Here is an 18,646-nt window from a genome sequence, read left to right as displayed (position 1 = left end):
CGCTTGATGACGTGAAGATGACAAAGTTGTCATCTTCGTTCATGTTGAAAAAGGATGACGTCATAGTAGAAAAAGCCCTCTTGGCTGACACAGTTCCTATGTTTATTTTTTTTGGCTGTTTGAAAAATTTATGGAAAAAGTCGTAACACGGTCAGAGGATTGAAGAGTGAAGGGGTGATCTAATGTAGTTAATATCTTTTTCACTAAATATAATCCTATACCTGTTGCTTCGCCACTCGTTCGCCCCTTCATACCCGTATAAAATAAATCAAACACTCGTGATATTTCGCTAGTAGGGATTGTTTCACCATAGTTTTTTATGTGTAAAGTGGCGTTGTCATAATGAATTTGAATTGTGCTTGCTATGTCACTATATTTAATGGCGTTATTGAACACTTGATAAAGTACAATTTTTAACCATTTTCGATCTGAATAAATAATATGGTTTTCAGCAAGCATCATTTTTGGAAAAATGTCATTCATGATAAAGTAATCCTTCAAATCATTGATGACCTCCTGCACTAGTTCCTTTAAAACAATGGGTTCAACTTTTAAATCGGCTACTAAATGAGATGTGCGCTCATACGTTAATAGCTGATTAAGTGTAAATGTCAGTTTATCGCATTCTTTATTAACGATTTGCCATTGTAGTAATTCTTCAGTAGTTTTGTTGGATGCGGATTGAACAATTAATTGAATAACAGATAATGGCGTCTTCATTTGATGTGCAAAATGTGATAGAACCAATTGCTTTTCTTGTGCTTGTTCGTCTAATTGTTGTTGCTGAGTTAAAAATAGATACTGTATTTGTCTCAATCTTTCGCTATAAACTTGTTCAATTGGTGCACGTGGTTCAAACAGATGAAGATCCTCCTGTGTGTGGATATCTTTCTGTAGATGCTTATAAAACTTTCGTCTACGATAATAACGACCTAGTAGCCATATACTAAACAGAAAGCTGGCAAGAAAGATAAAGTAGCCATAGTGTGACGCAAGGTCATCTAAAGTATGAATAATCCAAGGTAATAGCAGAAAGCTTATGCCATAGAGAATAAGAATGCTTAGATGTTCTCGAAAGAATAGCTTCATTTACCTTCCTCCACTAATTGATAACCTAGACCACGAATGGTTTTAATCTCAAGCTGTGAGTGGATTGCTTCCATTTTTCTACGTAGTCGACCAATGTTCACGGACAATGTATTTTCCTCTACAAAGGCTTCATCATCCCAAATAGCACTTAGTAGCTTTTGACGAGGCACAACATTGGGATAGGCTTCAAATAATAGCTTACTTAGCTGCATTTCTTTTAATGTTAACAGGCTCTCATTACCTTCTGCCTGAAGACGAACTGTATCTGGATTTAATGTAGTATTAGCTATGGTCATGGTAGTTGTTTCGGTTGAAGCATATTCACCATATGTGCGTCGGAGTAATCCATTAACCTTTGCCATAAAGACGTCTAATGAAAAAGGTTTCGTGATAAAGTCGTCAGCCCCATTTTCAATACCATATACTTGATCAATATCATTTACTCTGGCAGAAACAATGATGATGGGGCAGGTTGAGAGCTGACGAATTTTTCGTGACCAAAAATAGCCATCATAGGTTGGGAGATTGATATCCATAATGACTAGATGGGGTTGAATGGCATTAAATTCTTCGATAATGTGCTGAAATTGTTGGACAGGATAGCACTCATACTGGTACTTGGATAAATGCTCAACGATTAGTGAAGCAATATTTACATCGTCCTCTATTATGTATATTTTGTACATATCTATCGATCCTTCCTTTCTTCATTCTATATGTATAATGTACCCTGATTCCCTTAAATCTATAGAAGAATTGTAATTTGAAATAAGGAATAAGAGCCACTCCAAACTCGGAAAGAGGATGTAATGACTCTTATTTATTATTTTTTGGGAATATGGAAGGTTACATTTGTGCCTTGATTGACTGTACTTTGAATTTGTAATCGCTGACCATAAATTCTTTTAAGGCGTAAATCCGTATTTCGTATACCTATACCAGAGCATGCAGTTTCGTGATCTGCTTGTAATTCCTCTAATAGACTAGGGCTAATTCCCACACCATCATCAATCACGCTAATGGCTATATAAGTTGTGTAATCTTTAATACGGATACAAACAGTACCGCCTTCTGTCTTTTTTAAAATACCGTGTCGAATGGCATTTTCAACTAAAGTCTGTAAAGAAATGGGGGGTATTTCAATTTCTATATTTTCATCAATATCCCATTCAATATGAATTAATTCCCCAAATCGCTGTTGTTTAATGTAAAGGTAAGAGTGAACTAACTCGAGCTCGTGCTCTAGCGGTACAACTCGTTGAAGATTACGAACATCAAAGCTGGCATGTAAATACTCACCAAAATGGTGCATTAAGTCAATCATTCTATCAGTATCAATGGTACTAAGAGAAGCAATCGTATTGAGCGTATTAAATAAAAAATGTGGTTGGATTTGAGCTTGAAGCCAGGCACTTTCCAAATGTAAGTGTTGTTGAATACTGTATTTTAAATCAATTAAGGCGCGACTTCTTACTTTTAACTCTAATGCATTAATAGGTTTTGTTACATAATCATTGGCCCCATAGGCAAAGCCTGTATAAACATCCTCAGGGTGCTTTCTTATTGTTAGTAATAAGATAGGTAATTCGAGCAATGAGTATTGTTTTCGTATTCTTTCGATTACAGCGTAGCCTGAAATATAGGGCAGCATTGCGTCCACAATCACCAAATCCCATGAGGCTTGCTGAATGAGCGTTAAAGCTTTCTCACTGCTTGTAACAGTAGTAACTTTGTATTCAGACTTCGAAAATATACTTTTCATAGTTGTTAAATTTGTAGGATCATCATCAATCATTAAAATACTGAAATGCTTTTCTGATACTGTGGACAGCCTTTGTTCTATAGTTGGTAACTGAGTATTATCTTGAAACATGTAGGATGTATGTTCGCTCTGTTTACTTTCATCTGCAAGCGGTAATGTAAAATAAATGTCTGATCCTTTATTTTGAACAGATTGTATATGCATCGTACCACCATGTAACTCAATTAGTTTTTTTGAAATGAGAAGCCCAATTCCAATGCCCTCATCATGTTCTTGACCTTGTTCATAAGGTGTAAACACAAGACTTTTCACAAAATCGTCCATTCCTTGTCCAGTGTCACGAATGTGGATAATGGCCATATGCTGTTCCTCACGAGCGGTAATTTCTATAGAGCCCTCACTTGTATATTTTAGCGCATTATGCAAAAGGTTAAAAAGGATTTGAATAAGACGATTTTCGTCAGCTAACACATTTGGGAAATTTCGAGGTACCGATGATACCATATGTATTTGCTTTCCATCTATAATAAAACGAAGCATATCAAAGACCCCATAAACAGCACCTTGAAGGTTTACACTTTGTGTATGAAGATGTAAATTACCCTCTTTTAAGCGGGTATAGTCCAGTATGTCGTTTAATGTGAAGGACATACTTCTCCCTATATCAATCAGATGTTTAAGATTTCGATGATCTTCAGCTACAAGTCTATTCTTCGGATTATCATAAATGGACTGACCTAGGGTAATCATCCTATTCATCGGACTCCACAGTTTCTGTGCATTACTTGTAAGAAATTCATCTTTCAAAGTATCCTCCTTTTGTAGTTTTGCGACTAACTTTTGGATTTGCTGAGAGTTCTCATGAAAACGTCTGAACCAATAGCTAGAAAAACCGAGCATAACAAATAAATAATCAAATGGATAAACAGGTATATCAAATACGTAAATAGATTTGATTAATCCCCATAAAATACCGTTTGTTGTACCAACAGCTGTTAGAGCAATAAAAGCAGAGCTCCTTTTTTGGTTTTCTAAATACTCTCTAAGAGCCAATACCACGACGTAGAGAAAGGACACTAGATAAAGTACGAAGAAAATCATTTTAGTAGGTACCAGCCACGACATTGGTAAAACTATAATGAATACAGCGTCTAGTACATAAAAGGCAACAATCCATTGAAATGTTTTAGTGCTGTGATATTTAACCAAGAGGACTCTCATAAATTGAACAAAGAAAAAAGAGGCTCCGAGAAAAATAATAGAAGAAAGCTTATAGGACCATACATAATCAAGGTGCAACCAATCTAGCAGAGAACGATCAAACGTAATTAATTCATCTGCCAAGGGTAGAAGAAAGCCAAATGTAAATAGTAAAACGATAGGTTTCCTATAGATGAACAGAAATACAAGTATGCTAAAAAGAGCAAACAGTATTAGCATAACGACAATTGTTGAAAGAGATAGACCTGTAATTAATTGATGATGAGTCATTGCTGACGCAGTGCCAAATGAAATCCTTTTATTAATAATCGGGCTTTTAGATGTATCAAAATTAGATACATGAAGCATGATGTCCATTTCAGATTGCGTATTTGTAAAATAAACTGTGTAGGGTGCAGCCTGCCCTTTATGATCCTGTCTGTTATCTGCCACTTTACCTGACTGTCCTACAAGTTCGCCATTTATATACAAGGAAGAGGCGGTTGAGATAGCAGGAATACGAATGGCATATCGGCTGTTATCTGCAAGATTAGGTAGCAGAATTTTTAGTTGATAAGTGCCGTAGGGGTGAGTCGTTTTCCCGCCTTTTAGTGTAGGAAGAGTTTGGATAGTATGGTCCTCGATATTTGTCTTTTGACTACTTCCTTTATTTTCAGGATTGACGAACTGTCCAGGGGAATAGAGCCATTCACCATTTAAAGAAAGAACTTCTTCATTCAAAAGGTCCTGATTGTTCAGATCTACAATACCACCTTGGGCGCTAGGCTGATGATTAGAGGGTAGGAAGTAGTTTAACCATAGCAATCGTAAAGAAGTAAGGACTATAAAAATGGCAATTATAATAAGTAGATGTCGGATAGTCGTTTTTCTCAACACAGCCATTTTCCCTCCTAATGCTTTTCTTAAATAACTTCATCTACCATGCCATGGAATTGGAAAAAAGGAAATATGAAGGGGTATAAAAGAATACTTTAAACCTATATAAATAGAACTATATGGAGGTCGTAGTACTATCGATTTTTTCCTATTAATCTGAAAAAAAGTAAAATCTCATTAGTTTTTAAGTTTTCTTTAAGAGATATGGCTTATGATGATTGAATAAATATATTAAATTTTGAGTTGAAACATAGATAAGATTTAACGAAAAAATCATCTCAATGGGAGAAATGATCTATTGTGGGTAAATTCAAGTTAAAGTTATCGTTTCTTATTGTTAGTATGACGATTGTCGTTGTACTCGCGACATCTAGTATTAGTATTTGGAGTAGCTATCGAAATTTTAATGAAATTTTGAAGGAAAATAAAACAGACATGCAAGAAATCTATGTAAAGGAAGTCTCTACAATTACGGAAGACTATTTACAAGGTGCTAAGACAAATGATCATTCATTAGAACCGTATATGGAACAAGTAGTTGATACTTTACTTGATGAAAGAATGGTTTCTTTTAGTTTGTTTTTTAAGAAAATTATTACCCCAATCATCATAGTTGTAGCAGCTGTGTTGGGCCTAGCTATATGGTTAGCTATCAAAATTACACAGCCTCTAAAAGATCTTTCAACAAAAATTGAAGTAGGTGAAGAGGGCCAGGAGACTGAGGAGATTGCTGATTGGTATTATGAAGCAAAGCTGTTGAAAAACAATGTACAAAAAATGGTGATTTGCTCGCAAAGTAAAATTTCTGATTTAACAGAGCAATTAAACTTAGATTCATTAACAGGAATCCCTAATCGCAGAAGAATGGATCAAACTTTACATGAATTGATTGTAGATAAGGTCCCGCATGCCATCATCTTAATAGATCTAGATGATTTTAAAAGTATAAATGATACATATGGTCATACAGTAGGGGATGAAGTTTTAAAAGCCTTTGCTATTAATATGCAAAACAGTGTGGGGGATCAAGGTTTTTGCTTTAGATATGGCGGAGAAGAATTTATGGTCATCCTGCCTTCAATGAACATAGATGATGCTGTACAATTAGCAGAAAGTCTACGGATTAAGCAAGCCTTACAAGAAACTGCATGTGGTAGACCCGTAACCATGTCTGCTGGAATTACGGCTTTTACACCAAATATCCAGAGTCCTAACCAATTGATAGAAATTGCAGACCATGCTTTGTATAAAGCTAAACAATCAGGACGTAACTGTTTATGTGTAGTTAGAAATATGAGACAAATGATTGTTAAATAATGTAAAAGCATGCTAGTACTGTACACTAGCATGCTTTTTCCTATCCTCAACATGATGGGTTATATACTTTTTTCAAGCTCCTTTGCTTGTGCCTGTACAACATTTTGAAAAAGGTCTGTTGTCTCCTGAGTGGGTGATACATTTAATTCTGATAATAAAAGGCTATTAAAAGAATGATACATTTTTATGGCTTCTGCACGATTACCAATCTCAGTGTAATGCCGAATTAATAGTTGAACAGTTTTATCGGAATATGGATTTAACTCTAAAGCTAACAATAATGAACGTTCTCTATTTTTAAAATTCTGGTTTTTAGTGTAATAATGAATCAATTCATCGAGTAATTGAGTAAATTGTTTATTCATTAAGTTAGCTTTACTAGCAGTCCATGAATAGTCCAATGTCGCCATAAACTCACCATGATAATTTTGGATGAGCTCCTCCGCCTTCTCGATATCCAATCTTCCTGTTTCTGCTTTAGTATTCAAAATATACTCCAAATCATGGGCATCACATTGAAAATCCTCTAGTTTCAAAATATAGCAGCCATTCGTATATTCAATCACATCAGAGTAACCATACGATGAAAGCGTTGTACGCAAGTATGAAACGGTAGTATGCAATTGGACTCTTGCCTTTTTAATATCCGTATCACTCCAAAGTGTATCTAGGATGGTATCACGGGGTACAGGCATATGAAGCTGTAAAAAAAGAAAGGCAAACAATTCTTTTGTTTTAATCGTTCTCCAATGAATTGCTTTTTCTTCATAAGAAACGACAAATTCTCCAAAGCACCTGATCATAAGCGACGGCTTTTGATGAGTTTGAGCTGCTGATGTTAGATCTTTCTGGAACAGCTCTTGAATTCTATTAATCGTCATTTCTAAGCGAGATTTCGAAATCGGCTTTAATAAGTAATCAAGAGATTGTACATCAAAGGCTTGAACAGCATAGTCTCGATAGGCAGTGACAAAAATGATACAGATGTTTTTGTCCCATGTTTTTATTAATTGTGCAACTTCTAGACCGCTCATGCCTGGCATTTCAACGTCTAAAAAGGCTACTTGAAAGTCTAAGGTAGGCCCTTCTATCAGTAAGTCTTTTGCTGTAGTAAACGTTTCAATGACCTCAATGTCATCAAATGCATTTAAATGTTTTTTTATATTAACAAGAGCTAATGGTTCATCGTCCATCACAATTACCCGGATCATATAAGGACACCACCTTCCGCTAAATATAGCTGCATTATCAGACTGAGATGTCTATTATTGATCCTTTGTATGGATGTGTAGGAACTTGCTGAGGTAGATCTTGTAATAATTCAATAGCTGTAGATGTGTTCAAATTGAGTGCGTTTTGCATTACGCTCATTTGTACGGTTTGTTGAAGCTCCATCAGCTGTGATGACATGAGTGAATTAATTTCCATTTCTACATTCCCCCCCCTTTCTTTATTTATCGGCTAAAAATAGCAAATATCTAATATAAAAAAGTCCGAAACTGTGCTACAAAATTATAGATTTTTTACCCTCAAAATCTGCGAATTACTAAAAAATTAATTGAAATTGTATATTTTTCTGTTTTTATAGTAATAATTCCTAATATCAGGCGGATAACCCTGAGTTATTAATTTGCAAACTTATGGTTGCTGTCATAGTAGAGCTTTCAACTCTAGCGTGCTAGCAGCAGATTTGCAACAAATAATAAAATGATGGAGGTATTACTAAACATGAAGAAAAAAGCATTAGCTTTAGCAGTAGCGATGACCTTTGGTTTGAGTCTGTATGCAAGTCCTTCCTCTGCGAAGGACAAATCACCAGGCAATATACTATGGGCAATTCCTGAGATTTATAATTTAACGGTTGGAGAATTCCAGCAACTAAATGAGATGGAGTCGTTGTGGTTCTATCCAGAGCTGGATTTAGTGAAGGACACGACAACAAAAACAGAGTCGGCAAATGAAGATGAATATGTCATCAAAGGCGGTGACACATTATTTTCAATCGCTCGTACAAATAATGTGACGGTTGATGAACTAAAAGCATGGAATAACCTTGGTTCAGATTTAATTTTAGCTGGTGAGTCATTGGCTATTAAGGCTTCGGCTGCAAAACCAAAGCCCAAAACTTCTGAGGGAATTGCAGCTGCAAAACCTGCTACAACGACTACAACTAAACCAGCAAGTGCTCCGGCAAGTGCTCCAGCAACTGGCTCTGGTAAAACATTGACAATGCGTGCGACTGCATATACGGCCTATTGTGAAGGTTGTTCAGGTATTACCGCAAATGGCACAGATATTAGATCTAATCCCAACTTAAAAGTCATTGCAGTAGACCCTAGAGTTATTCCTCTTGGTACAAAAGTTTGGGTGGAAGGCTATGGTGAAGCGATAGCAGCTGATACAGGGGGAGCTATTAAGGGTAATAAAATTGATGTATTTATTCCTACTGAAGGACAAGCACTCCAATGGGGTGTGAAACACGTAACAGTAAAAATTTTAGATTAACTATGAAAAGGGATTTCTCAAGCTTTGGGAAGTCCTTTTTTGATTCAGCAAAAATATTTCATACTAAAAACGATGTACAGAGATTAAAAATACTCCTTTTTCCTAGGAGAGGAGGAGGTCGTATTTATTTGTTTTGTGCATAAGTACTGGGTAAGTTGGTAATCATCAGAAATAGAGGAGGAATTTTTTATGAAAAAAATAAGTTTAATTGGCATTTCTTTATTAGTTTTTGTTGGTGGTTGTAGTTTCTTTAATAAAGAAGAAAAGTTACCTGTAAATGCGACGTCCCCCTTAACGGCTACTGCAAAAGTGATTGGTGCAAATAACGAAAGCTATGGGAATGCGTTTTTTCAAGAAGAGGATAATGGCGTTAGAATGACGCTGGCCTTAACTGGCTTACCGCCAGGCACACATGGTATTCATATTCATGAAGTAGGGAAATGTGAACCACCTAAATTTGAATCGGCTGGTGGACACTTTAATCCAACTAATAAAGAGCATGGTAAATTAAATCCAAACGGCTATCACTTAGGGGATTTACCAAATTTAGAGATTGGTGAGGATGGTAATGTTGATTTAGATTTCCTAGCTGAGGGATTGACTTTACAAAAAGATCAACCAAATTCGTTATTAGATAGCGATGGCAGTGCTATTGTTATTCATGAATCAGCTGACGATTATAAAACAGATCCAGCAGGTAATTCTGGAGCAAGAATTGCTTGCGGTGTAATTCAATAAAATGATGTGGAAGACTGTATCTAATAATTATTAGATGCAGTTTTTTATTATATGGAATAAAATGGTGTTCTATCTAATGATGAGATCAGTTTTATATTTATAATGCATAATGTGTATTATTTATTGCATTTTGCTAAATTACTATTGTATAATTCTTTTATCAGAAAATTCAATCAAATAAGGAGTGATACAATGGGGAAATTGTTAAATTCAAAATTTGAAACTTATTTAATGGATCAAGAGTTTGATTTCTATGAAGAGGAAGAAAAAAATGAGGAGCAAATGGTGAAGGTACATTATGAAGAATATCCAGAAGGGTTTTTTACAAGTTTATAATGAATATTTGATGGGCTATGTTGAAAGTGATGATAACTTTTAACATAGTCCATTACTTTCTGCACCTCTATTTATAAACGGCTTGTTAGGAGCATAATAATGAAATACATCCCTTTACTATTTTAGTTAGGTCTTAAGGCATATGTACTTTTCTGAAATAGATTCATGTATAATGGGAAACAAAAATGCGTATAGAGGTGTAGTTATGTCAAAAGCTTTAACAGTAGAAGAAACGATTTATCAATGGTTTGATCATTTTCACAAATATCCAGAAGTAAGCTGGAAGGAGTTCGAGACAACTAAGAAAATCGCTTCGATACTGGATGAATTACAGATTAGTTATCGTTTACTAGGTGACATACCTGGGTTAATAGCTGAAATTGGAACAGGTGAAGAAATAGTTGCAGTCCGCGCTGATATCGATGCTTTATGGCAAGAAGTTGATGGAAAATGGCAAGCGAATCATTCTTGTGGACATGATGCCAATATGACAATGGTTCTTGGTGCATTACTACTACTGAAGGATCGCCCATTGCAACATCGTGTGCGTTTCATTTTCCAACCTGCTGAAGAATTAGGAAATGGTGCATGTGCAGCATTCGACCGAGGAGCGGTTGATGGGGTAACACATTTATTTGGAGTCCATTTAAGACCAATTGAAGAATTACCACTTGGTAAAGTTTCGCCAGCAATCCATCATGGTGCAGCTTATTTTTTAGAGGGGACTATTCAAGGCATTGATGCGCATGGTGCTAGACCTCACCAAGGTAAAAATGCGATTGACGTCATTGTGGCTGTGCAACAAATGCTACATAGCATTCATTTATCACCATTTGAACCACATTCTGCTAAATTAACGAAAATTATCGCAGATGGAGGTAGTACAAACATTATTCCGGGCAATGCTAGCTTTTCAATGGATATTCGAGCACAGCACAATCAACAGCTCGAATTGCTACGCAGCAAAATTGAGTTTGGTTTAACATCAATACAGCAACAATTTGAAATTGATATGACTTGGAATTGGGTTGATTTTACGCCAGGTGCTGAAGTTTCACCAATTGCGGCAAACATGGCGAAGGCTGCCATCATTGAAACTTTAGGTGAAGAACATTTAGCGGATGAAATAACGACACCAGGTAGTGATGATTTCCATTTCTATACAGTGAAAAAGCCAGAATTAAAAGCAGCGATGATTGGAATCGGGGCAAACCTAACGCCAGGATTACATCATCCTAAGATGACATTTGATCGTAGTGCTTTAATGGATGCTGCAAAAGTACTTGCCTGTGTATTAGAAAAAAAACCTGAATAAAAAAATAATTTTTAAGCTATATGAAAAAATGTAATTTATTTTTTCATATAGCTTTTTTTGCATGAACATTTTCTTAAATGTATGGATATTCAAGGGTTTGCATTGCTTTTTATTGCTACTTGAAAACGTTTTATTACGCTAAAACAAAGGGATTTGCTAGAGAGGCATAAATTTTTTGCGTTGACTTTTAATTTTTTGAATATTAAGCTAAAAAACGTAAAAAATTATTTGCGTCTTTGAAAAACCGAAATGGGATTTGGTGCAAAAAAAGGGGATGGAAGAATGAAAAAGGATATTAATGCAGGTTGGGCACTACTAACTTTTGCAATTATGATTATTACAATGTTGATTACAGTAGTTGTTTTAGAGCAAAGTCCTCACGTACCTCTTCTTGTTGGCACAACTGTAGCAGCAATTGTTGCCAAAATGCATGGATACAAATGGTCAGAAATTGAAGAAATGATGTATAAGGGGATACGACTGGCATTACCTGCCATTGTCATTATTATTTTAGTAGGTTTGACAATTGGGGCATGGATTGGCGGCGGGGTCGTAGCAACGATGATTTTCTATGGCTTAAAATTAATTTCTCCAGCGTGGTTCTTAGTGACAATCATGCTGTTATGTTCAATCGTGTCATTAGCTATTGGTAGTTCATGGTCAACGATGGCGACAATTGGTGTCGCAGGTATGGGTATTGGTTTAAGTATGGGTATTCCAGCGGCTATGATTGCTGGTGCGGTTATTTCAGGTTCATACTTTGGAGATAAGATGTCACCACTATCAGATACAACGAATCTAGCAGCAGGTTTAACAGGTACAGATTTATTTGAGCATATTAAGCATATGCTTTATACAACAATTCCAGCGTTAATTATTTCGCTTGTTGTTTTTGGAATTCTCGGTAGAAAATTTGCAGATGTTTCCATGAAATCAGAAGAAATTTTAACAACGTTAAAAGTGATGGAAGAAAGCTTTGTCATTTCTCCTTTACTATTACTTGTACCAGTGGGTGTTATTGTTTTAGTAGCTAAAAAGGTGCCAGCAATTCCAGCTTTAATTATTGGTATTGTTTCAGGTTTCTTACTGCAAATTTTTGTACAAGGTGGTTCAGCCGCAAGTGCTGTACAAGCATTGCAAGCTGGATTCGAAATCTCGACAGGTAATCACATGGTGGATGATTTATTTAACCGTGGTGGTTTAGATTCAATGATGAATACGGTTTCAATGACCATTGTAGCGATGACTTTTGGTGGTATTTTAGAGTATTCAGGAATGTTAAAAGCGCTTATGAACGTAATTGTGAAGTTTGCTAAGTCTACTGGAAGCCTTATTGCTTCAACTATTGCAGCATGTGTAACAACAAACGCAACTTGTTCTGAGCAATATATTTCAATTGTTGTCCCTTCACGTATGTTTGCGGGGGTATATCAACAACGTGGTTTGCATTCTAAAAATCTATCTCGTGCATTAGAAGATGGGGGAACATTAACATCTGTTTTCTTCCCTTGGAATACTTGTGGTGTATTTATTCTAGCTACTTTAGGTGTAAGTGCTATGGAGTACGCACCATATGCCATTCTTAATTTTGCTGTACCTATTATCTCCATCATTTATGGATATATTGGATTTGCCATTGTTAAATTAACACCAGAGGAAATAGCAGAAGCTGAGAAGCGTAAAAAAGAATTAGAGCTAGAAAGTTCTGAGAATGTAGCGATTGCAGATTAAAATAAAATTCTCGTAGATACATGTTTATCTACGAGAATTCCTTTTTCTTTTGATGCCATCATTTAGTAGGTCGCAAAATTCAATTCATAAATGGTACGAGGGCGACCTTGTTGATGGGTCATTTCCTCACCGACAACGTTTGCATAACCATTATCAACTAATTTTTTGATAATACGTTCGGTTGTTCGTCGTGTAACTTGAAGATATTCAGCAAGATTTTGTGATGTAAATTGTGCGGATTGTCGATCATGGCTGAAATTGATTAGTTTAGAGATATTTAATGGACTGAGGCTTGTTAGCTTAGCCATTTGTAAAACGTAGGGATCATCTGTTTTTAAAGACACTTTACCTTCTGAATTCGGAAAAGGTCCTAATAGATTTTTATGTTCATCAAGAATGAAAATCTCGAAAGGCTTCGTAAATGTTAAAGCTTGCTGTGCATTTTGTGTTGCTTCCAAAATGGAGTAACCATAACCGAATGCTAGCTTAAATGGTTGTTCGATTTGTTGTATTAGTTCTTCTAGGCTGTCTTTTTCTAGTGCATTTTGTAAATGACCTGCGGTTGTGTAGAGCTCAAAGGTGTGGGCAGCAATTTGCTTGTACGTTGAAAAGGTAGCCTTAGCAATTTGATTTAAAATAGTTGATTCGATTGAAGAATCCCCCTGAATTTCTAATAGACCGACAACGGCTTTAAAGGCTTCGGATTTGGTTAGTAATGACTTGGATTTAGTTTCTTCTAGACATTGCAGAATAGAATTTGTAGTATCTAGCATACGCATTGCGGGTATGTGAAGTGCTTGTAATTCATCGAAAACACTATGAATACTTGTAATGATAAATTCTATACTTTTGGCATTCCACAAGGTGATATGACGCTGTAAAATATGCTCAGTTGGTTCTGTAATCGATATATGCTGAACATGTGGCTTAGGTCCAGTATATTCTATTTCTGTTAAAACATTGTCAACGAATGCTGGATTCATGACATCAATGGAAATTCTATCGATTGCTACACTATGTTTGGCTACTAGTGATAAGAGTGTTGTAGAAATGGCTGTTTCATCTTGTTTAATATAATTCCATGGTATTGGGATTTCCGAAAGTAATGACTGGGCATGTAAATAGGGTAATGTTCCTCCTAATAGCAGTGCGTCACATGGTTTAATTTGCTTCATTAAAGTTGGTGCTTCAGATGGGTGGTTGTAAAGATAAAATTCTAATTGAACATCGGCTATGTTTTGTGCGATACTAATAATACGATTCATAAATGCTTTAGAACAAATAATCGCTATTTTGGTAGACATGGGCATCGTTCCTTTTCTATTTTTTTAAATATTTAACGACGTATTAACGACATATATAACAACAAGGGAGATTGATTATGATGAAAATCCAACAAGTAGAAATCTTTGCAATACATTTACCTCTAATTGATCCATTTATCATTAGTTATGCTACATATGATACAATGCCTTCTATTATTTTGAAAGTGACTACCGATACAGGTATTGTGGGGTACGGGGAAGCAGTTCCTGATGAGCATGTAACAGGGGAATCATGGGAAAGCACATATGCTGTGCTAAAACATCAACTTGCTCCTGCGGTTATTGGAGAAAATCCAATGGCTTTTGAAAAGCTGCACGAAAAAATGAATAAAATTGTAAAAGACGTACCAGCTGCAAAAGCAGCACTTGATATTGCTTGCTTTGATATCACTGGGAAAGCATTAGGAGTCCCTGTATACCAACTTTTAGGTGGACGTTATCATGACAAATTCCCAATTACCCATGTATTAAGTATTGGGACGCCTGAAGAGATGGCAGAAGAGGCTGCTAATCGAGTAGAAATGGGCTATCGTTCTTTTAAAATGAAAGTAGGCACAGAGGTAACTCGTGATGTTGCACGCATTAAAGCAGTACGTGAACGTGTAGGTGAAGATATTGCTATCCGAGTGGATGTAAATCAAGGGTGGGGCAATGCGTCTACTACCTTACAGGGTTTACGTGCTATGAAGGATTTAAACATTGATTGGTTAGAGCAACCGGTAGATAGTGAAGATATTGATGGAATGGTTGAGATTAAATCAAAATCCGATGTGTCATTAATGATTGATGAAGGACTTCGTGGTGTACGTGAAATGCGTGAAATTATTGCCAAGCGTGCCGCTGATAAAGTAAATATTAAGTTAATGAAGTGTGGTGGCATCTACCCTGCGATGAAGCTAGCTGTCATGGCAGAGATGGCGGGAATTGAATGTCAAATTGGCTCCATGGTAGAATCATCTGTTGGCTCTGCTGCAGGTTTTCATGTAGCATTCTCTAAGAAAATTATGACAAGTGTAGAGTTAACAGGCCCGCTAAAATTCTCTAAAGATGTAGGGAATCTACATTATGATGTTCCATTTATTTGCTTAAATGAACAGGCTGGGCTAGGTGTAGAAGTGGATGAGGATGTAATCCAGGAACTATGTAAGTTCTCAACTGTTGTAACAGCCTAAGGAGGCGTAATATGGAAAAGATTTATGAAGGTATGCTTGATAAGACGCCGTTTTTTGTCATAAAATTAACGCCTCAGCATTTACAACAAATTGAGGAGTTACAGGTTGAAGTTTATGAAGCATTAGCAGATCAAAGTATCTTGCAGCCTTTAAGTACAGAGGAATTTGAATATATTCTAAATGGCAACGGTATGATGATTGGTGCTTATGTAGAGGACGAATTAATTGCCTTTCGAGCACTGTTAAATCCGCCTATTGATGAGGAACATCTAGGCTATGATTGTGGAATTACGGAAAATGAATTTCAGCGTGTTTTATATCAAGAAATATCGAATGTTTCACCGAAATATCGAGGTTATGGCTTACAAAAAACATTGGCTACAGTCGTAATGAATGCGATTGATTTAGAAAAATATGATTATGTTTGCTCCACTGTAAAGCCATATAATATACCAAGTTTAAAAGATAAATTTTCGCAAGATCTCGTTATTAAAGGCTTGAAAATTAAATATGTTGATAAGCTCCGTTATATTTTCTATAAAGACTTACAACAGGAATTGTCCCCAGTATTTACTGACAAACAAATAATATCAATGGGGGATACAGCCGCACAACAGCAACTGCTAAAACAAGGCTTTCTTGGTACGAGGATGTTTGAAGAAAACAATGATTGGTTTGTTGTATACGAAAAATAAAGTAAAGCCTTACCCTTCGCATAAATTGGTGGAGGGTAAGGCTTTTTTACGAGAGTCTATTATTTCTTCATTGGACAAAAGCCACAGGCCATTAAACCAGGGATATCTTTAGAAAAACAACAAGATTTTCTAACAGGAATATTGATTAAATTCGTAGGGCTCTGACAGCCTGTATATTGCGCCCACCAAGATTTATTTGAGAAGCGTGCCCATGTTTCTGGATTTTCTAAAGCTTCAATATCGTCCATGGCTTGATCGGCCAAGCCTGGATTAGATAACAAAACATGATAGTGCCATAGCAAATAACCAAAGAAGTTTTCCCAAATGGTAAGAGGGGAAATCGATGTTACTTTACGAAGCTGTTGAACAATCACATGGCCATCATAAAGGATTTTCTCAATGACCGCTTGACGTTCATCTTCCTCAACATAACGCCAATCATTTGGATTGGCGAACATGGCAACGGTAAAGCTATTGAATTCCTTTGCAGCATCGAAACGTAATTCGAGTGGCTTGCCATCCCATACCTCATCATAAGCGGCAAGCATATAAAATTGCATAGCAAAGAACATACCATAGCGGCGAGCAAAATGAGAAATAGCGGCCGTTTCTGTTGCGGCATCTGTTATACCCATCATGAGGTTCAAAAAATCAGGATGGTAAAAATCCTTATGTATATCAGCTAATGTAAATAAAGTCCGCTTAGGTTCAGCTGTGTAGATGCTATAGGAATTTAATTGTTGAACTTGATCCATCGTTAAAGCTGGCATGGTAATCCTCTTTTCCTTTGAACTCTGTTAATTTCATTATAAAGTAATCAATTTTGCTTCACAAATGGAATGTCATGCAGTAAAATAAATTAAACATATCTGAAAGGTGGGTTTTAGAATGTCAGTGCCTCATGCAATTCCAAGACCACTCGTTCGACTGAATCAATGGATCATTCTTTTAAGTGTTATCTTTACATGGCTAACAGGGGTTACATGGCTTCTAGTCATTCCACTGACTGCAAATTTATTGGGTATTATATGCCATTATAACCCTATTATTCGTGTCGGTAAGCTATTTCTAAAAAAGGCCCCATCTGCTTATATACCAGAGGATGCACAACAGCAAAAATTTAATTCCAGCATTGCTAGCTTTTGTTTAGGGGTAGGCTTGTTAGGTTATATGTTGAATTGGGCTGTTGTCGGTTATATCTTTACTAGCATGGTGGCAATCGCATCATCTATCGCAATCGCAGGTTTTTGTATTGGTTGTTTTCTACATTTTCAATTGAAGCAATGGCAGTACCGTCGTTCATTAAAAAAATCTTTTTAAAAAAGGGAAAAATTTTATTAGATTATTGTTGACAATTTAATTGATAATGATTATCATTATCGTATAAAGATTATTCCTCCGCTACAATACAGTGTAGAGAGGATGAACTTTAGCTACTTTTCTCCAGAAGTTTGCTAGTTCATGATTACGCTCCTAAAACCCCCCTCATTTTTTGGGAACGTGAAAATCTCAGACGACTCATTCTATTTAATAGGATGGAGTCGTCTTTTTTGTTGGTAAATTTATTACGCCTACTAAAAAAACAGCCCATAAAAGGACTGTTAGGAAGATATATTCTGTTGAACAGCATTTTTTTTCCCAATGATCATAGTATAGTAACTATGTAATAGCATACCTACGATGATGACGCCCAGACCTGCAAGTGCAATAGGGCTAGGGAAGGCTATACCTAATAATAAAACCTCACCGATAATAACAAATAAAATTTCTGTTGATTGGGTTGCTTCCACAGCGGCTAGTTTCCCTTGATGGTCTCTTACACGATCGGTTGCTATGAAAAACAATACTGTTGCAATGACACCTGAACTAATTCCTACGAGTAATGATTGGAACATCTGACTTGCTGAGGGCAGTCCAACTGTAAGACTGGCATAAATAGCTATGATGATCCATGCTGGCATTGAAGCAATGGTCATACCAAGTACTCGCTGGAAAGTATCAATCCGTCCCCCGCAAATCTCCATCATCTTGCGATTACCAAGAGGATAGGCAAATGCTGCGACGATGACAGGTAAAATACCGAGCATTAAACTTCTAAACGAAACCGATTGGGCATGAGGTATTTGTATAAGTAGAATACCTACTAAGATGACACATGAAATTAGAAGAGATATGAAAGGTATTTTTTGACGTATTGTTTTACCCGCAATAACTGAAACAAAGAGGGGAGCTAATAATACACCAGCAACAATTGTAAATTGCCATGTGCCAGAAACCAACCAACCTGGACCAAACGCTGCGGCAAAGGTTAATGGTGCATAGAATAAAACAAATCCAACAAAGCTCCAAAGTAACCAAGCTATAGGCTGTGCTTTCATTTCACCTGAAAGCTGTGAAAAGCCTTTGCGATAAAAGACAATGATAAGTAAAAAGGGTAGCATGAAAAAGAATCTTAGTGATGCACTCCATAGCCAACTGCCACCTTGCATTTCCATTGCGTGATTTAAAATAAAAGTCACGGCAAAGAAAAGAGAAGCTAAAATGCCTAAGGCAATTTCTTTCAT

At 36.3% G+C, this 18,646-nt stretch carries 17 protein-coding genes; 9 read left to right on the top strand and 8 right to left on the bottom strand.

Annotated features, from left to right (window positions below):
• Nucleotides 1-102: 102 nt before the first annotated feature.
• The 3 genes from CRI88_RS20025 to CRI88_RS20015 form a co-directional block, all read right to left on the bottom strand.
• Nucleotides 103-1,089 (bottom strand): sensor histidine kinase, encoded by a 987-nt coding sequence (locus CRI88_RS20025; protein ID WP_036117876.1) that lies wholly within the window; start codon nt 1,087-1,089, stop codon nt 103-105.
• A complete protein-coding gene (locus tag CRI88_RS20020) occupies nt 1,086-1,775 on the bottom strand; it encodes a response regulator transcription factor (protein WP_036117873.1) in 690 nt (229 codons plus the stop codon). The genes CRI88_RS20025 and CRI88_RS20020 overlap by 4 nt, the downstream gene beginning before the upstream one ends.
• A 137-nt stretch (nt 1,776-1,912) precedes the next feature.
• Nucleotides 1,913-4,954 (bottom strand): hybrid sensor histidine kinase/response regulator, encoded by a 3,042-nt coding sequence (locus tag CRI88_RS20015; protein WP_058844792.1) that lies wholly within the window; start codon nt 4,952-4,954, stop codon nt 1,913-1,915.
• A 294-nt stretch (nt 4,955-5,248) separates the two neighbouring features.
• Between CRI88_RS20015 and CRI88_RS20010 the strand changes: the two genes are divergently transcribed.
• A complete protein-coding gene (locus CRI88_RS20010) occupies nt 5,249-6,265 on the top strand; it encodes a GGDEF domain-containing protein (RefSeq protein WP_036117870.1) in 1,017 nt (338 codons plus the stop codon).
• Between the two features lie 59 nt (nt 6,266-6,324).
• On the opposite strand, the gene CRI88_RS20005 is transcribed toward CRI88_RS20010, so the two are convergent.
• Entirely contained in the window at nt 6,325-7,476 is a 1,152-nt protein-coding gene (locus CRI88_RS20005) for a response regulator (RefSeq protein ID WP_058844791.1), read from the bottom strand.
• A gap of 37 nt (nt 7,477-7,513) precedes the next feature.
• Nucleotides 7,514-7,693, bottom strand: coding sequence for a YjfB family protein (locus CRI88_RS20000; RefSeq protein ID WP_036117864.1), 180 nt, complete (start codon nt 7,691-7,693; stop codon nt 7,514-7,516).
• A gap of 300 nt (nt 7,694-7,993) precedes the next feature.
• Here CRI88_RS20000 and CRI88_RS19995 point away from each other — a divergent pair, with 300 nt between their 5' ends.
• The 5 genes from CRI88_RS19995 (at nt 7,994) to nhaC (ending at nt 12,890) form a co-directional block, all read left to right on the top strand.
• Entirely contained in the window at nt 7,994-8,770 is a 777-nt protein-coding gene (locus tag CRI88_RS19995; RefSeq protein ID WP_036117861.1) for a 3D domain-containing protein, read from the top strand.
• 189 nt (nt 8,771-8,959) lie between these two features.
• Nucleotides 8,960-9,508 (top strand): superoxide dismutase family protein, encoded by a 549-nt coding sequence (locus CRI88_RS19990; protein WP_036117859.1) that lies wholly within the window; start codon nt 8,960-8,962, stop codon nt 9,506-9,508.
• Between the two features lie 192 nt (nt 9,509-9,700).
• Entirely contained in the window at nt 9,701-9,844 is a 144-nt protein-coding gene (locus CRI88_RS22585) for a hypothetical protein (RefSeq protein WP_170829843.1), read from the top strand.
• Nucleotides 9,845-10,049: 205 nt separating this feature from the next.
• Complete coding sequence (locus CRI88_RS19985) at nt 10,050-11,159, top strand: amidohydrolase (RefSeq protein WP_036117856.1); 1,110 nt, start codon at nt 10,050-10,052, stop codon at nt 11,157-11,159.
• 282 nt (nt 11,160-11,441) lie between these two features.
• On the top strand, nt 11,442-12,890 hold the full coding sequence (nhaC, locus tag CRI88_RS19980) for a Na+/H+ antiporter NhaC (RefSeq protein ID WP_058844790.1): 1,449 nt from the start codon (nt 11,442-11,444) through the stop codon (nt 12,888-12,890).
• Nucleotides 12,891-12,952: 62 nt separating this feature from the next.
• On the opposite strand, the gene CRI88_RS19975 is transcribed toward nhaC, so the two are convergent.
• Nucleotides 12,953-14,194, bottom strand: coding sequence for a hypothetical protein (locus CRI88_RS19975; protein WP_058844789.1), 1,242 nt, complete (start codon nt 14,192-14,194; stop codon nt 12,953-12,955).
• 80 nt (nt 14,195-14,274) lie between these two features.
• Here CRI88_RS19975 and CRI88_RS19970 point away from each other — a divergent pair, with 80 nt between their 5' ends.
• Nucleotides 14,275-15,387, top strand: a complete 1,113-nt coding sequence (locus CRI88_RS19970; RefSeq protein ID WP_036117901.1) for a mandelate racemase/muconate lactonizing enzyme family protein — start codon at nt 14,275-14,277, stop codon at nt 15,385-15,387.
• 11 nt (nt 15,388-15,398) lie between these two features.
• Nucleotides 15,399-16,082, top strand: a complete 684-nt coding sequence (locus tag CRI88_RS19965; RefSeq protein ID WP_036117848.1) for a hypothetical protein — start codon at nt 15,399-15,401, stop codon at nt 16,080-16,082.
• 59 nt (nt 16,083-16,141) lie between these two features.
• On the opposite strand, the gene CRI88_RS19960 is transcribed toward CRI88_RS19965, so the two are convergent.
• Complete coding sequence (locus CRI88_RS19960; protein WP_036117844.1) at nt 16,142-16,852, bottom strand: Fe-S oxidoreductase; 711 nt, start codon at nt 16,850-16,852, stop codon at nt 16,142-16,144.
• A gap of 118 nt (nt 16,853-16,970) precedes the next feature.
• Between CRI88_RS19960 and CRI88_RS19955 the strand changes: the two genes are divergently transcribed.
• The gene (locus tag CRI88_RS19955) at nt 16,971-17,402 is read left to right on the top strand and encodes a DUF4395 domain-containing protein (RefSeq protein WP_058844788.1); all 432 of its coding nucleotides are present in this window, start codon (nt 16,971-16,973) and stop codon (nt 17,400-17,402) included.
• 281 nt (nt 17,403-17,683) lie between these two features.
• Here CRI88_RS19955 and CRI88_RS19950 read toward each other — a convergent pair whose 3' ends face one another.
• Nucleotides 17,684-18,646 (bottom strand): DMT family transporter, encoded by a 963-nt coding sequence (locus CRI88_RS19950; protein ID WP_036117785.1) that lies wholly within the window; start codon nt 18,644-18,646, stop codon nt 17,684-17,686.

The organism is Lysinibacillus fusiformis, assembly GCF_002845985.1.
Taxonomy (GTDB): Bacteria; Bacillota; Bacilli; order Bacillales_A; family Planococcaceae; genus Lysinibacillus; species Lysinibacillus fusiformis_D.
The sequence above is the reverse complement of the archived record's forward strand: the minus strand, read 5'-3'. Positions and strand labels throughout refer to the sequence as shown.

Coding starts and splice junctions, on each gene's coding strand:
- CRI88_RS20025 (WP_036117876.1), bottom strand. CDS start 1,089: ATGAAGCTATTCTTTCGAGAACATCTAAGCATTCTTATTCTCTATGGC.
- CRI88_RS20020 (WP_036117873.1), bottom strand. CDS start 1,775: ATGTACAAAATATACATAATAGAGGACGATGTAAATATTGCTTCACTA.
- CRI88_RS20015 (WP_058844792.1), bottom strand. CDS start 4,954: ATGGCTGTGTTGAGAAAAACGACTATCCGACATCTACTTATTATAATT.
- CRI88_RS20005 (WP_058844791.1), bottom strand. CDS start 7,476: ATGATCCGGGTAATTGTGATGGACGATGAACCATTAGCTCTTGTTAAT.
- CRI88_RS20000 (WP_036117864.1), bottom strand. CDS start 7,693: ATGGAAATTAATTCACTCATGTCATCACAGCTGATGGAGCTTCAACAA.
- CRI88_RS19995 (WP_036117861.1), top strand. CDS start 7,994: ATGAAGAAAAAAGCATTAGCTTTAGCAGTAGCGATGACCTTTGGTTTG.
- CRI88_RS19990 (WP_036117859.1), top strand. CDS start 8,960: ATGAAAAAAATAAGTTTAATTGGCATTTCTTTATTAGTTTTTGTTGGT.
- CRI88_RS22585 (WP_170829843.1), top strand. CDS start 9,701: ATGGGGAAATTGTTAAATTCAAAATTTGAAACTTATTTAATGGATCAA.
- CRI88_RS19985 (WP_036117856.1), top strand. CDS start 10,050: ATGTCAAAAGCTTTAACAGTAGAAGAAACGATTTATCAATGGTTTGAT.
- nhaC (WP_058844790.1), top strand. CDS start 11,442: ATGAAAAAGGATATTAATGCAGGTTGGGCACTACTAACTTTTGCAATT.
- CRI88_RS19975 (WP_058844789.1), bottom strand. CDS start 14,194: ATGTCTACCAAAATAGCGATTATTTGTTCTAAAGCATTTATGAATCGT.
- CRI88_RS19970 (WP_036117901.1), top strand. CDS start 14,275: ATGAAAATCCAACAAGTAGAAATCTTTGCAATACATTTACCTCTAATT.
- CRI88_RS19965 (WP_036117848.1), top strand. CDS start 15,399: ATGGAAAAGATTTATGAAGGTATGCTTGATAAGACGCCGTTTTTTGTC.
- CRI88_RS19960 (WP_036117844.1), bottom strand. CDS start 16,852: ATGCCAGCTTTAACGATGGATCAAGTTCAACAATTAAATTCCTATAGC.
- CRI88_RS19955 (WP_058844788.1), top strand. CDS start 16,971: ATGTCAGTGCCTCATGCAATTCCAAGACCACTCGTTCGACTGAATCAA.
- CRI88_RS19950 (WP_036117785.1), bottom strand. CDS start 18,646: ATGAAAGAAATTGCCTTAGGCATTTTAGCTTCTCTTTTCTTTGCCGTG.